Origin of the sequence: Roseburia sp. AM23-20 (assembly GCF_003470905.1) — a bacterium.
In the GTDB taxonomy this organism is placed as follows: Bacteria; Bacillota; Clostridia; order Lachnospirales; family Lachnospiraceae; genus Roseburia; species Roseburia rectibacter.
In genome coordinates this window covers 39,435-54,020 of record NZ_QRHS01000015.1, presented here as the reverse complement: position 1 = coordinate 54,020, position 14,586 = coordinate 39,435, and the positions used below count along the sequence as shown (strand labels likewise).

The 14,586-nt window shown below is 44.0% G+C and carries 14 protein-coding genes; 13 read left to right on the top strand and 1 reads right to left on the bottom strand.

What is annotated here, in order from left to right; all coding sequences use genetic code 11:
- The first annotated feature begins 21 nt into the window (after positions 1-21).
- From DW650_RS12115 to DW650_RS12060, 12 genes are all read left to right on the top strand, one after another.
- Entirely contained in the window at positions 22-1,314 is a 1,293-nt protein-coding gene (locus DW650_RS12115) for a glycoside hydrolase family 3 protein (protein ID WP_117921525.1), read from the top strand.
- A 94-nt stretch (positions 1,315-1,408) separates the two neighbouring features.
- Positions 1,409-2,173, top strand: a complete 765-nt coding sequence (locus DW650_RS12110; protein WP_118210057.1) for an adaptor protein MecA — start codon at positions 1,409-1,411, stop codon at positions 2,171-2,173.
- Positions 2,174-2,394: 221 nt separating this feature from the next.
- The gene (locus DW650_RS12105) at positions 2,395-2,577 is read left to right on the top strand and encodes an aminotransferase class-III (RefSeq protein ID WP_117921521.1); all 183 of its coding nucleotides are present in this window, start codon (positions 2,395-2,397) and stop codon (positions 2,575-2,577) included.
- A gap of 215 nt (positions 2,578-2,792) precedes the next feature.
- Positions 2,793-3,104 carry a hypothetical protein gene (locus DW650_RS12100; RefSeq protein ID WP_118210056.1) on the top strand — a complete coding sequence of 104 codons (312 nt, stop codon included), beginning with the start codon at positions 2,793-2,795 and terminating at the stop codon, positions 3,102-3,104.
- A gap of 59 nt (positions 3,105-3,163) precedes the next feature.
- Entirely contained in the window at positions 3,164-4,198 is a 1,035-nt protein-coding gene (locus DW650_RS12095) for a V0D/AC39 family V-type ATPase subunit (RefSeq protein ID WP_118210055.1), read from the top strand.
- A gap of 17 nt (positions 4,199-4,215) precedes the next feature.
- Entirely contained in the window at positions 4,216-6,153 is a 1,938-nt protein-coding gene (locus DW650_RS12090; RefSeq protein WP_243102945.1) for a V-type ATP synthase subunit I, read from the top strand.
- Between the two features lie 13 nt (positions 6,154-6,166).
- Positions 6,167-6,580 carry an ATP synthase subunit C gene (locus DW650_RS12085; RefSeq protein ID WP_117921514.1) on the top strand — a complete coding sequence of 138 codons (414 nt, stop codon included), beginning with the start codon at positions 6,167-6,169 and terminating at the stop codon, positions 6,578-6,580.
- Between the two features lie 27 nt (positions 6,581-6,607).
- Positions 6,608-6,916, top strand: coding sequence for a V-type ATP synthase subunit F (locus DW650_RS12080; RefSeq protein WP_117921512.1), 309 nt, complete (start codon positions 6,608-6,610; stop codon positions 6,914-6,916).
- A 15-nt stretch (positions 6,917-6,931) separates the two neighbouring features.
- Positions 6,932-7,498: a V-type ATP synthase subunit E gene (locus DW650_RS12075; protein ID WP_118210054.1), complete on the top strand. Its 567-nt coding sequence runs from the start codon at positions 6,932-6,934 to the stop codon at positions 7,496-7,498.
- An 89-nt stretch (positions 7,499-7,587) separates the two neighbouring features.
- Entirely contained in the window at positions 7,588-9,354 is a 1,767-nt protein-coding gene (locus DW650_RS12070; protein WP_118210053.1) for a V-type ATP synthase subunit A, read from the top strand.
- Positions 9,355-9,433: 79 nt separating this feature from the next.
- Positions 9,434-10,819 carry a V-type ATP synthase subunit B gene (locus DW650_RS12065; protein ID WP_118210052.1) on the top strand — a complete coding sequence of 462 codons (1,386 nt, stop codon included), beginning with the start codon at positions 9,434-9,436 and terminating at the stop codon, positions 10,817-10,819.
- A 40-nt stretch (positions 10,820-10,859) separates the two neighbouring features.
- Positions 10,860-11,486 (top strand): V-type ATP synthase subunit D, encoded by a 627-nt coding sequence (locus DW650_RS12060; RefSeq protein ID WP_117921504.1) that lies wholly within the window; start codon positions 10,860-10,862, stop codon positions 11,484-11,486.
- A gap of 116 nt (positions 11,487-11,602) precedes the next feature.
- Here DW650_RS12060 and DW650_RS12055 read toward each other — a convergent pair whose 3' ends face one another.
- Positions 11,603-12,838, bottom strand: coding sequence for an EAL and HDOD domain-containing protein (locus tag DW650_RS12055; protein WP_117921502.1), 1,236 nt, complete (start codon positions 12,836-12,838; stop codon positions 11,603-11,605).
- Between the two features lie 241 nt (positions 12,839-13,079).
- Between DW650_RS12055 and pap the strand changes: the two genes are divergently transcribed.
- Positions 13,080-14,552 carry a polyphosphate:AMP phosphotransferase gene (gene pap / locus DW650_RS12050; protein WP_117921500.1) on the top strand — a complete coding sequence of 491 codons (1,473 nt, stop codon included), beginning with the start codon at positions 13,080-13,082 and terminating at the stop codon, positions 14,550-14,552.
- Positions 14,553-14,586: the final 34 nt, after the last annotated feature.

Sequence of the window (14,586 nt, the reverse complement as noted above, 5' to 3'; positions counted from 1 at the left end):
ATATATGGAAATGGAGAATGTATGAATCAGGAAGAAAGAAGACAGAAAAGACAGGACGATTTTAAACATGCAGTAGTTGTAGTAGCTGTGTTTGTGTTGATTTTGGCGGCATTGCTTGCAGGGGCAGCAGCTGCCATACATAAGTTTTTACCAAAGAATGATAAAGCAGAAAAAATACCGGAAACACAAAGTACGGAGATAATGGAGGATTCACAGACCGTACAGGAACAGAGTGAAGCAGCAGAACCTGTAGTTGATCCGTTAGTTGAGCAGGCTGCACAGCTTGTGTCAGGCATGTCACTGGAAGACAAAGTCGCACAGATGTTTGTTATTACACCGGAGGCGCTGACAGGGTATGCGAGTGTGACGGCAGCCGGCGATACAACAAAAGCGGCATATGAAAACAGGCCGGTCGGAGGTCTGATCTATATGGCAGATAATCTTGTCAGTACGGAACAGACGACAGAGATGCTTACCAATATGCAGAATATAGCCATGGAGCGGACCGGGCTGCCCGTCTTTTTAAGTGTGGATGAAGAAGGCGGAACAGTTGCAAGAGTTGCAAAGAATGAAGCGTTTGGTGTTACAGATGTTGGGAACATGAGTGATATCGGTGCGACCGGTGATCTGCAGAAAGCATATGATGCGGGAGCATCGATCGGAACATATTTAAAACAGCTTGGTTTTAATGTGGACTATGCACCAGTAGCAGACGTACTTACCAATCCGGACAATACAGTTATTGGGACAAGATCTTTTGGCTCGGATGCATCTGTGGTGGCAGATATGGTCACAAAAGAACTTGAAGGATTAAGCAGTCAGGGAGTTTTTGGCGTAGTAAAACATTTTCCGGGACATGGCGGCACTTCGGGCGACTCCCATGACGGAGCAGTGACACTTGATAAATCATTAGAAGAACTGATGCAGACCGAACTTGTGCCATTCCAGAGAGCGGTTGAAAACGGTGTGTCATTTGTTATGGTCGGACATATCTCAGTTCCGCAGGTAGTTGGAGATAATACGCCGGCATCACTGTCCCAGATGATGGTAAGCAATGTGTTGAGGGAACAGCTTGGATATCAGGGGATCGTGATCACAGATGCCATGAATATGGGGGCAGTCACAGGCAGTTATACGGCAGACCAGGCAGCAGTCATGGCAGTCAATGCAGGTGTTGATATGATCTTAGCACCTTCTGATTATGAAACAGCATATAACGGACTTCTTCAGGCGGTAAAGGATGGAACGATCACGGAGGAACGTATCAACGAATCGGTTGTGCGTATTGTAAAAGTAAAACTGCAGATGCAGTAAAGAGTTGTTATTCTCCAGTGATTCAGACTTTACAAATAACCGGAAAAATAGGATAATAGTAATAGATTTATGATATACGAATGGGGAATACGACATGGAAATAAAGCGCGTAGGAGAAAATAAAATCAGATGTGCCCTGACCGAGGAAGAAATCCGGGATATGGGTTTTGATATTGATGAGATCATTGGAAATGGAGAAGCAACACAGAAATTTATGCGTGTTGTCTTAAAGATCGTGGAAGAACACGAGAACATCAGTCTGGAGAACATTTCACCGATGGTAAAAGCAGAACTTCTTTCAGATCACAGTATGGCGATCACATTTGGCGGCGATTCAGATACGAGTTTTCAGCAGCTGATGGAGGCAATCTCTGATCTGGTCGGTCAGATGACGCCGGAGAAGATGCAGGAGTTCCGAAAATTAAGCAAAGAGGAGCGCCAGGGAGTACTGGATGCGTTCTTAGACCGGAAGAAAGATACAAAAGAACAGGAATATACGCAGGAAAAAGAAAATCAAAAGAAGTCATCAAAAGAAGAAAAAAAATCAAAAAAACAGCAGATGATCAACAGACAGATGGTCTGTGCACTCCGGTTCTTTGATTTAGATGAAGCATCACGCATGGGAAGGGCATGTTTTGAGGAGATTTTTCCAAAGAGCAGTCTTTACCGGTTAGAGGGTGCATATTATCTGATTATGGATTTTTCGAAGTTCCCAAGAGACGAAATGAGGGCGTTTGCATTCGGTGCTGTCGAGTATGATGCGGGCAGAATTTCGGAGATAGGACAAATTTCCTATATCCGTGAACACGGAGATTGTATTGTTAAAAAAGAGGCTCTGCAAACGCTGATAGCGTTGTAACAAATGAATAAAAGATAGTTTGTAAATAGGCAAAATGGGAAAATCCATCTCCAAAATTTGGTGAAATTGCCGAACAAGTTGATGCTCTAAAATTTACCAGATATGCTATTATGTCATAGGTGCGTGCACAGCATATAGTTATACTTATGGCGAAGGATTTGCCGTATGTCGGCAGATCAGAGAAGGCAGTATAGAATAAGAGCAGGAGATGGAGAAGCGTTATGAGCAGAGAGCAGCTTTTGGAACTCGAAGACATGAAGAGGGGACTTTTAGTACAGGCATATCGAATGAAACAGGAGTGCCCGCATATGTCACCAGTGGGATTAGAGCATGAAATGTATGCGGCTATTATGGCTGAGGTAAGGGATATTACAGCCAGAATACAAAGGTCTGCAGAAGCATAGCGGAGAAAAAGTAAATATTGTATACAAGAAGATCAGCCGGTGTAGCGATACATTGACTGGTCTTTTTTGTATTATAAAAAAGCATCTGACATTTATATTGACTGAAAAAACAACCGAAATAATGCCTTGCTATCAGATTAAGAAACGAATATAATTAATATATCAGTAATTTTTGGGAAACGTAATAGACAACAGAAAGGTTACAGGGGTTTTTCATGAATGAGATCATTACGAAGCTTGATGAGATCGAAAAGAAGGCAGAGTCTATTCTGACGGATGTAGCTGCGGAAAAAGAAATGATGTTAAAACAGTTAGAATTTGATAAACGAGAGATGGACAGGCAATATGCTTCCATGAGACAAAAACAGGAAGAAGAGATAAAACAGCAGCTTTTATCGGAGTCTAAGACAAAACTTTTGGGGCAGAAAGAACATTACGAAGCCAAAATGAGACAGTTGGAAGAGGAATTTCTGCAGAAAAAGGAGACTCTTGCAGAGGAAATTTTTGAAAGTATTATAAGCTCCTGATGTTATGCGCGGTGATAGCTTGAGAAAATGCTGATAGCATGGCGAAATGGGGGAAGATAATGGCAGGAGGATTGTTAGAGTACAGCGGTCTGGTGACAAAGACTAAAGCAATGCGTGCAAGACTGCTTGAGGCGGATGATTATGCGGTAGTTTCGGAATATGAATCTGTGACAGATTTTATTGCTTTTTTGCGGGAACAGCCTGCATATGCACCGGTATTTGAGCGGCACGGGGAAGTGGCACACCGTGGTCAGGCAGAAGCGGTGATAAGGGATTCACTGTATATGGATTACTGCAAGTTATACCGGTTTTCCGGTGTGCAGCCAAGAAGTGCATTGCAGTTTGTATTTTCACGCTATCAGGTCAATGTGATTAAAAACTGTCTGCAGTCTGCGATGGAAGGAAACGGACGTGAGCTTACCTTAAGCGGAGGTTTTTTTGAGCGGCATGCAGATTTTGATTTAAGAGCAGTGATGGCGGCATGCAGTGTGCAGGAGCTGATACAGGCGGTGGCTGGAACGGAATATGAAGCTCTGTTAAGGGAATTAGAGATGGAAACAGGACAAAACTACGCGGATTATGCATTTGCACTTGATATTTATTACTATAAGAAAATATGGAAAGAGATCGCAAAGGTTTCCGACAAAGAAACGAGGCAGATCTTAGAACAGATTTTCGGAACAGAGATCGACTGGCAGAATCTGATGTGGATGTACCGGGCAAAGCGGTTTTATTCGATGGGAGAGGCGGATATGAAAAAGCACCGGATACCGGTAAGCTACCGTTTAAAGCCTGCGGAGACAAACAGACTTTTAGAAACAGAATCGGCAGAGCAATTTGTGGAATTTGTCCGGCAGACTGCATATTTTCGTGGAAAACAGGCAGTGCTTGAGCCGGAGGATGAACTGACGTGGGAGCGGGTCATGATAAGGACATATGAGAAAATATGTAAAAAGCATCCAATGTCTGTGGCACCGGTTCTGCGTTATCTGTATGAGAAAGAGCATGAGATCGATCGCCTGACGACGGCACTTGAGGGAATCCGTTACCACATACCGCCGTATGAGATACGGAATCTTATTTTTGCAATGTAAAGGATGGAGGGGTGCAAGTGGTAGAGAAAATGAAACTGCTTCATATTACCGGACCGAAAAATGATATCGACCGTGTAATGGAGCAGTATCTGAGCAGATATGAGATACATTTTGAAAATGCCACATCCGGGTTTGGCATATCCGGTCATGTAAGACCGTTTGCCGAGACGAATATCTACAAGGATGCCTGTACAAAAGCACAGGCATTGTGGGAGCATATCAAAGATAAGCCGGGTGGGACAGCAGATTATGCCGTACCGGTAAAAATGGAACCTGCAGAAGCAGAGAAAGTAGTGGAAGCCGCGTACCGTCTGACCGACGAGATCGTAAAACGTCAGGAAGAAGTGCGGAAGGAACGCATGGAGAATCAGAGTCTGATGGATCAGATTTCACCATTTCGAAGACTTGATTATGAATTTAAAAAAATTCTGGAATTTCAGTTTATCGCATTCCGTTTTGGAAGGATCGCAAGAGAACATTATCAGAAACTCGAACGTTATATCCATGATACTGATCATGTACTGTTTTATGAATGTGACAGCGATGAGGCATATGTGTGGGGCGGCTATTTTGTGCCGAGAGTCTACGCAAAAGAAGTAGATGCAGTGTGCCTGTCATTTCATTTTGAGCGTATCTATATACCGGATTCTTTTGATGGAACGCCGGAAAGTGCTTATCAGGAGGCATTGCAGAAAAAACAGGCATATGATGAGGAAGAGCAGAAGCTGAAAAAACAGCTTCATGATACGTTAGAAAAACATGCCGGGAAAATTGCAGGTGCATGTGCTGCATTAGAACATTACTGTAATAATTTTGATGTGCGTAAATTTGCGGTCTGTACAACACCGGGAAGAAAACCGGGAGAACAGACAGAATATTATATTTTATATGGCTGGATGAGTGCGGAAGATGCCGTGAAATTAGAAAAAGAGACAGTGGAAGATCCAAAGATCCATGTGATGGAGGAGGATGTGGAGGAGCATATGTCCGTCAGTCCGCCGACAAAATTAAAGAATCCGGCATTGTTTAAGCCGTTTGAAATGTTTGTGGAAATGTACGGACTCCCGGCATATCAGGAAATGGATCCGACGATATTTATTGCCCTTACTTATACGCTGATGTTCGGTATTATGTTCGGGGATGTCGGGCAGGGACTATGTCTTTTGATCGGAGGGTTTGTTTTTTATAAGATAAAACATATGAATCTTGGAGCAATCCTTTCGTTAGCAGGCATCTGGTCTACCGTATTTGGATTTATGTATGGCAGTGTGTTTGGATTTGAGGAAATACTAAAACCTGTGTGGATGCGTCCGATGGATAATATCATGACAACGCTTATGTTGGCGATCGGCTTTGGAATGTTTTTGATCCTGGTTGCGATGGTTTTAAATATCATCAATGCAGTGCGTGCAAAGGATCTGGGGCGCATTCTATTCAGTCCGAGCGGAATTGCAGGAATGATATGTTATGGCTGTGTAGTCCTTTGTATTGTATTGTACGTGATGGGCAGACCGGTTCCGGCGACTGGTATTCTTGGTGTCCTGATCGGGGTGCCGCTCATCGCAATTCTTTTGAAGGAACCGCTTACGAATCTGATCGAGCGAAAGAAGAAGTTGTTTCCGGAAGGAGAGAGCAAGGCAATGTTTTTTGTCGAATCTCTTGTGGAATTGTTTGACGTGGTATTAAGTTATGCAACAAACAGTATATCCTTTGTCCGTGTTGGCGCATTTGCGTTAAGCCATGCGGGAATGATGGGCGTAGTACTGACACTTGCCGGATATGAGAGCGGTTCGCCAAACTGGATCGTTGTGGTACTTGGAAATATTGTCGTGACAGGACTGGAAGGACTTGTCGTAGGGATTCAGGTATTAAGACTTGAATATTATGAGATGTTCAGCAGATTTTATCAGGGAACAGGAAAACCATTTGTGGCTTTTTCCGGAAAACGAAAATAGGAGGAGAAAAGATATGGCAGCAAAAATAACACTGGTGGCAATTTTAATTTTCAGTATGGTGATCCCTTTTTTGGGATACTATCTTGGACAAAAGAAAGAGAAAAGTTTTAAAGCGTCCCTTGCGGTAAATCTGGTATTGTTTTTTGGAACGGTTGTGGTGGCAGACATGCTGCTCTTTAGCGGACATATTTATGCGGCATCGGATACGGCAGCTTCTGCAGCGGAGGGCTGGAGATATATGGCAGCAGCACTGTCGACAGGACTTTCCTGTATCGGTGCAGGTGTTGCAGTTGCAAGTGCAGCTTCCGCAGCAATCGGAGCATTGAGCGAGGATTCCGGTATTATGGGTAAAGCACTCATTTTCGTTGCACTGGCAGAATCTATTGCGCTGTATGGTCTTTTGATCTCATTTTCCATTCTGGGATAAAAGAGACGGAAAGGATGGCGGATTTCCATGAGGATGTATTTGATCAGCGACAATATAGACACATATACGGGGATGCGGCTTTCCGGTGTTGAGGGAGTGGTCGTACATGAGAGAGAAGAATTAGAAGAGGCACTTACCTTTGTGACGGGACAGGCAGATATAGGCATTGTATTGCTGACAGAAAAGTTAGGCAGGGATTTTCCAGAACTGGTGAGCGATCTGAAATTAAACCGGAGAACGCCTTTGTTTGTGGAGATCCCGGACCGGCACGGAAGTGGCAGAAGCAAGAATTTTATTACGGATTATGTTAGTCAGGCGATCGGACTGAAGCTGTAAACGGGGGATGGATGCATGGAGATCAATGAAAAACTGGAAGTTTTTTATGGCGCGGCGATCGGTGCTGCAAACAGTCAGAGTGCGGCGATATTAGGCGAGCAGAAAAATATTTATCAGTCGGCGATGGAAGAACATGAACAGTCATGCCGTGCTGCACTTGAAAGCTCAAGACGTATTTTCTTAGAAAAACAGAAAAAAGAAGTAAACCGTCAGGCTGCGGAGCAGATGATGACCTGGAAAAAAGATTACCAGGCACGAAGAGAGCAGAAAACCAGAGAATTATTTGAAATAGTAACAAAGAAGCTCGCATCATACCGGCAGACAGACGGATATGAGACATTTTTACTTGCCCAGATTAAGAAGGCAGAAGAATTTGCACAGGGTGAGGAAATGATAATTTTTATCAGTCCCTCGGATCGGGAAAGGCAGACAGTGCTGCAGGAAAAGAGTGGGTGTAAGGTAGAGATTGCCGAGGATGAATTTTCCGGTGGCATACGGGCTGTCATTCCGTCAAAGAACGTTCTGATCGATGAATCGTTTGCGGAGAGAATGAGACGCGCACAGGAAACCTGCTGGATATGATATGAGTTGTCTTAGGGCAGAGACTGATTTGCAGGAATATTTCGCAGCAATAGGCTGCCTGAAAACGGATAGTAGTGAGAGGATCAGACATGGGTATAACAGGAAAGATATATGGGATTAACGGACCGGTTATCACGATACAGGGAAATCTCGGTTATAAAATGAATGAGATGGTATATGTCGGAGAGAAACATTTAGTCGGGGAAGTGATCCGGCTGACGAAAGAGAAAACGACGATTCAGGTGTATGAGGAGACTTCCGGGTTAAAGCCGGGGGAAAAAGTTATCGGTGCCGGCAGTGCCATCAGTGTAAAATTAGCTCCTGGAATCTTAAATAATATCTTTGACGGTATTGAACGTCCACTGCAGAAGATTGCAGAAAAAAGCGGGGCATTTATCCCGACAGGTGCGCAGGCGGATGCGTTGGACAGAGAGAAACTCTGGGAGACGCACATCACGGTACAGGCTGGTGATCAGGTAAAAGAAGGTTCTGTTATTGCAGAGGTACCGGAGACAAAGTCGATCGTACACCGTGTGATGCTTCCACCCGGAGTATCCGGGACGGTAACAGCTGTAAAACCGGATGGAAAATATACGATCTGTGAAGGGATCGTTACGATACAGACGGAGGATGGCGGAACAAGAGAACTTACCATGACACAGGAGTGGCCGATCCGTAAACCGCGCCCGGTATCAGACAGGTATCCGGCAGACAGACCGCTTGTGACGGGACAGCGTATCTTAGATACACTTTTTCCTATTGCAAAGGGCGGTACGGCGGCATTGCCGGGAGGATTTGGAACAGGAAAGACCATGACACAGCATCAGCTTGCAAAATGGTGTGATGCAGATATTATCATTTATATCGGCTGCGGGGAACGTGGAAACGAGATGACCAACGTTTTAGAGGAATTTGGTGAGTTAAACGATCCAAAGACCGGCAACCTTCTGATGGATCGTACCACACTGATCGCAAATACTTCCAACATGCCGGTAGCAGCACGTGAGGCAAGTATTTATACCGGCATTACACTGGCAGAATATTATCGTGATATGGGATATCATGTGGCGATCATGGCAGATTCCACATCGCGCTGGGCAGAGGCACTGCGTGAGCTTTCGGGCAGACTTGAGGAGATGCCGGCAGAGGAAGGTTTCCCGGCATATTTAGCATCAAGGCTTTCTGCATTTTACGAGCGTGCCGGATATGTGAAAAATCTAAACGGTTCGGATGGAAGTGTGACGATCATTGGAGCAGTCTCCCCACAGGGAGGCGATTTTTCGGAACCGGTCACACAGAATACCAAGCGGTTTGTCCGCTGTTTCCTTGCGCTTGATAAATCACTTGCCTATGCGAGACATTATCCTGCGATCAACTGGCTGACCAGTTATTCCGAATATATTCCGGATCTGACAGCATGGTATGAAACAAATGTCGGACCGACATTTGTACAGTGCCGGAATGAGATCTTAAATCTGCTTACCATGGAAAATCGTCTGAATGAGATCGTAAAGCTGATCGGAAGTGATGTGCTCCCGGATGACCAGAAGCTGGTGCTTGAGATCGCACGTGTGATACGGCTTGGATTCCTGCAGCAGAACGCATTCCATAAGGAAGATACCTATGTGCCGATGGAAAAACAGCTTCGCATGATGGAGATCATCCTTCATCTGTATGACCGGTGCAAAGCCTTGATCGACCGGAATATGCCGATGGCGCTTCTGCGCGAAAGTGATATATTTGAGAAGATCATATCCATTAAATATGATGTGGCAAATGACAAGTTAGAACAGCTGAATCTGTATGATGACAGAATTGAAGAATTTTATCAGCATCTGATGGCAGAAAACGCATAAAAGGCGGCTGACTACGCATAAATTGTGTTTGCGCACGAACTTAAGATGCGCTGAGGGCAGTGCAGGAATGGAGATTAGTATGGCGATTGAGTATCTGGGATTAAGTGAGATCAATGGACCGTTAGTTGCTGTGGAAGGCGTAAAAGGTGCTTTCTATGATGAGATCGTGGAATTGGTCGTGGATGGAAAACAGAAAAAATTAGGGCGCATTGTAGAGATCAATGATGATTATGCAGTCGTTCAGGTATTTGAGAGCACGGAGGAAATGTCTCTTTTAAATACGCATGCAAGGTTAACCGGCAGACCACTTTGTGTGGGATTATCAGAGGAGATCTTAGGAAGGACGTTTAACGGCTTAGGACAGCCGGTTGATGGGCTTGGGGCAGTACGTGCCGAGGTTGTACGCGACGTGAACGGTCAGCCGATGAACCCGTGCAGCAGGGAATATCCAAGAAACTATATCAGAACCGGTATCTCTGCGATCGATGGTCTTACAACACTGATCCGTGGACAGAAGCTTCCTATCTTTTCAGGTAACGGTCTGCCGCATGACGAGCTTGCAGCCCAGATCGTAGAGCAGGCAAGTTTAGGAGACGGGGAAAATGAGGATGAGCCGTTTGCAGTCGTGTTTGCGGCAATGGGCGTAAAATATGACGTGGCGGAATATTTTAAACGGCGTTTTGCAGAATGTGGTGTAAGTGATCATGTTGCAATGTTTTTAAATCTTTCCAATGATCCGGTCGCAGAGCGTCTGATCACGCCGAAGGTGGCTCTGACTGCTGCTGAATATCTTGCGTTTGAAAAAAATATGCATATTCTTGTAATACTGACGGATATGACATCGTTTGCGGAGGCAATGCGTGAGGTATCGGCACAGAAAGGTGAGATCCCAAGCCGGAAAGGATATCCTGGTTATCTCTACAGTGAATTTGCAGCTCTATATGAGAGAGCCGGAATCGTAAAAGGATCGGCCGGTTCTGTGACACAGATCCCGATTCTGACAATGCCAAATGATGATATCACGCATCCGATCCCGGATCTTACCGGTTATATCACCGAGGGTCAGATCGTACTTGAAAGATCACTTCACCAGAAAAATATTTATCCGCCGATCAATGTGCTGCCGTCTTTGTCGCGTCTGATGAAAGACGGCATTGGTGAAAAATACACGAGAGAGGATCATCAGGATCTTGCCAATCAGCTCTTTTCATCCTATGCCCGTGTGGGAGAGGCGAGAGATCTTGCAAGTGTTATCGGTGAGGATGAACTTTCCGATACCGATAAACAGTATTTAAAGTTTGGTACAGCTTTCGAAAAAGAATTTATCGGGCAGGGAAAAGATGAGAACCGTTCAATGACAGAGACACTTGATATCGGATGGAGACTGCTTCATATTCTGCCACGCGGAGAGCTAGACCGTATTGATACAAAGATCCTTGAAAAGTACTGGGACAGGGAAGAATAATTCTGTTCACCGCAAATTTTTTTACAGGGAGGGATGACGCATGGATCCGAATACGTTTCCGACGAAAGGAAACCTCATACTGGCAAAAAATGCGCTTGCATTATCCAGACAGGGATTCGATCTGATGGATAAAAAAAGAAATATCTTGATCCGGGAATTGATGGAATTAATTACGGAAGCGTCGGATATCCAGAGTCAGATCGATGAGACATTTTCCAATGCCTATCAGGCATTGCAGAAAGCCAATATTCAGATGGGAATCCATCAGGTAGAACAGATCGCAAAGGCAGTTCCGGTGGAAAATTCCATCCGTATCAAGCGCCGCAGTGTCATGGGTACGGAGATTCCAAAGGTAGAGTATGAAAAAAACAAGCAGACCCCTGCGTATTCTTTTTATCATACAAGAATGTCGTTAGATGAGGCATGTCAGCAGTTTGAAAAGGTAAAAGAGCTTACCATCCGCCTTGCAGAGGTTGAAAATTCTGCCTACCGTCTTGCATATAATATAAAAAAAACACAGAAGCGTGCAAATGCGCTATCGAATATTACGATTCCGAAATATGAAAAATTGTCGCGTGAAATACAGGAGTATCTGGAAGAAAAAGAGAGGGAAGAATTCACAAGACAGAAAGTTGTAAAGAAAAACCGGATAAAGAATGAAAAATAAAAAACATGGGTGCCAAAATCTGGATTTTGAATTTATGATTGTGCAATTTGACAGTCTTTAAGTTATGAACCAGATTTTGCACCCATATTTTTATAAGAAGCGAAATGCCTGGCGCATCAGCTCCGGTAGGTATCGGAAAACAGCTCGCGGTACCATTTCAGGGCATCAATATAGGCATCATATACGGTCTGTGTATCGAGATTTTCTAAGATCATAAGTCTTGAAACTTCAGACCAGTTGCCAGCCTCGTACTGTTTGATAAAATATAACGGTTCTGCAAAAATGCCGCTTTGCCGGATGAGTGCATCTTCAATGTCATGCGAAACCTTGACAAGGGATAGTGCTTCCTCCATTGGTTTGTCGAGGATAATATCAAGCACGGAGAAGAGTCCGGTTAAGAACAGTTCGGAAGCCTTTCCGCCAAGTTCAAATGCAGGAGCGAGATTTTCGGCAAATTTTGCACGTAACAAGGATAAACGCGTGATCTCGTTTGGCTTGTCAGAGCACAACTGATTGACAACGGCTGTGTTGATCCAGCGTTTCAACTCTTTCTGTCCGAGCATGGCAGCCGCGTGCCGGATAGAAGTAATCTCCGAGTTGACAGCCATATGATTGACCATACGAAGAAGTGAGATGACAAGCGCAGTGTCATGAGCGATAATGTCTGCTGCTTTTGTCAGGTCAAAGTCTTCTGTATTGACCAGATTCATAAGTTCAATGTAATTGATCTTTAATGGAGCTACCTTGTGTGTTCCTTTTGTGACAGGCAGTCTGTAAAAACTTCCCTCATAAAGGCAGCAGCTCTTATCCTGACGGATCGCATCGAAGGTCTCTGTATCTGTTATGTTTGAAGCACAGAGTCTGATATCCGGATAAACCTGATTAAAGTAAATACGGGCTTTACTGATATCGATCTGTTCACAGTCTAACATGACATAATCCATCAGTGTGAGCAGATCATGATAAGCCTCATAGCTTGATACAGGAAGTTTACGGATGGCAAAACGGTATCCCATCTCTTTGAGCGCTTTTACACGGTCAATATACATTGGTGTACATGGAATATTTCCTTTTAGCAGTAATACGAAAAATTCGTGTGGCAGACCGCATTGTGCAGGAATATCGGAAAAGATCGATATTTCATTGACCGGAACAAAAATCTCTTTTGCAGGGGAAAGTGTTTCAAGCCCCATATTTAAGATCAGTTCGAACCCTTCAATCTGGGCGGCACCGTCATTGCTTCCGCTTCCTAAAAGATTTGGGTGAAGCAGGAAATTCGCTTTCTGCGTATATAGAGAATATGCGCTGACTTTTATGTTTTCATCAAATAGGGGTATTAATGTAACCAGCATAGGCGTTCTCCTTATAGCATGGATTCCTGTTGGAAAAACCATACAAAACTTTAATATTTATCTATCTTTACTATACTATAAATCTGTGAAAAAAGACACATTTTTTTACAATTAATAAACAGAAAACATATTTTTTGAAAAAATATGAAAATGCTTGATATTTCAGAATGAATGTGAAAAACTAAAGAAAGAAGAACTGGATGAACGTGAAAATAAAACATGAAAGAATGGAGGGTTTTGCATGTTAAAACAATGGGAAAAACCAGAGCGTCCGTCGGATGAGAAATTAGAGGGGCGGCTTAAGGATGCACGGATGAAATTACAGGAGCAGCAGCTTAAGGTAAAAGAACACGGACTGCCGGTACTTGTGCTGGTCGAAGGCTGGGGAACCGCAGGCAAAGGTTCTCTGATCGGTCAGATCATCAAAAATATCGATCCGCGATTTTTTAAGGTAGAATCAATGTCAGCACCGACGGAGGAGGAAAAAAGAAAGCCGTTTTTGTACCGTCATTTTGTGAAGATTCCGGAAAACGGCAAGTTCAGTTTCTTAGATTCCGGCTGGATGGACGAGATCATGAAAGAAAGACTGCACGAAAAGATCAGCGATGAGGCATATGCGCACCGTATTGAGAGTGTCAAGCGGTTTGAACGTCAGCTGACAGACAACGGTTATCTTGTTGTGAAATTATTTTTGCAGATTTCCAAATCTGAGCAGGAAAAACGTATAGAGCATCTGTCGAAGGAGAAGGATACCAGATGGCGTGTCAGTAAAAATGACCGTTGGCAGAATGATCACTATGAAAAATGCTCAGATGCATTTGATTCCTATTTAAAGGAAACGAATCTGCCGTCGGCACCATGGTATATCATTGATGCAGAATCAAAAAAATGGACAGAGCTGCAGGCACTTGAGATTCTGACAGAGGGAATTGATGTGGCACTTGCCAATAATGCGATGGCAGTACCGATCTTACAGAATGTATTTTCCATGAAAAAAATGCCGTTATTATCTGAGATTCCACTGGATAAGACGATGGAAGAAGATGCGTACAAAAAAGAGCTGAAACAATTACAGCACAGATTAGGAGAACTTCATAACCGTCTGTACCGTAAAAAGGTTCCGGTTATCATTGCATACGAGGGATGGGATGCGGCAGGAAAGGGTGGCAATATTAAACGGATCACAGGCGCATTGGACCCAAGAGGCTATGAAGTACATCCGATCGCAAGTCCGGAGCCGCACGAGAAAGCGAGACATTATCTCTGGCGTTTCTGGACAAGGCTGCCAAAGACAGGGCATATTGCGATCTTTGACCGTACCTGGTATGGCAGAGTCATGGTAGAACGCCTTGAGGGATTCTGCAGTGAAAATGACTGGAAACGTGCTTACAACGAGATCAATGAGTTTGAAAAAGAGCTGCACGACTGGGGCGCTGTCATTATCAAGTTCTGGGTGCAGATCGATAAGGATACGCAGTTGGAACGTTTCAATGAGCGGCAGAATACACCGCAGAAGCAGTGGAAAATCACAGATGAGGACTGGCGCAACCGTGAAAAATGGGATCAGTATGAAGATGCGGTCAATGAAATGATCCAGAAAACAAGTACCACGTATGCGCCGTGGCATATTTTAGAGTCGGTAGACAAGCGGTATGCAAGGATCAAGGCACTTAAGATCGTGATCGAAGAGTTGGAAAAGGCACTTGGAAAGTGATAAATAAAATATGGTTATGTACTTTTCTTTTTGA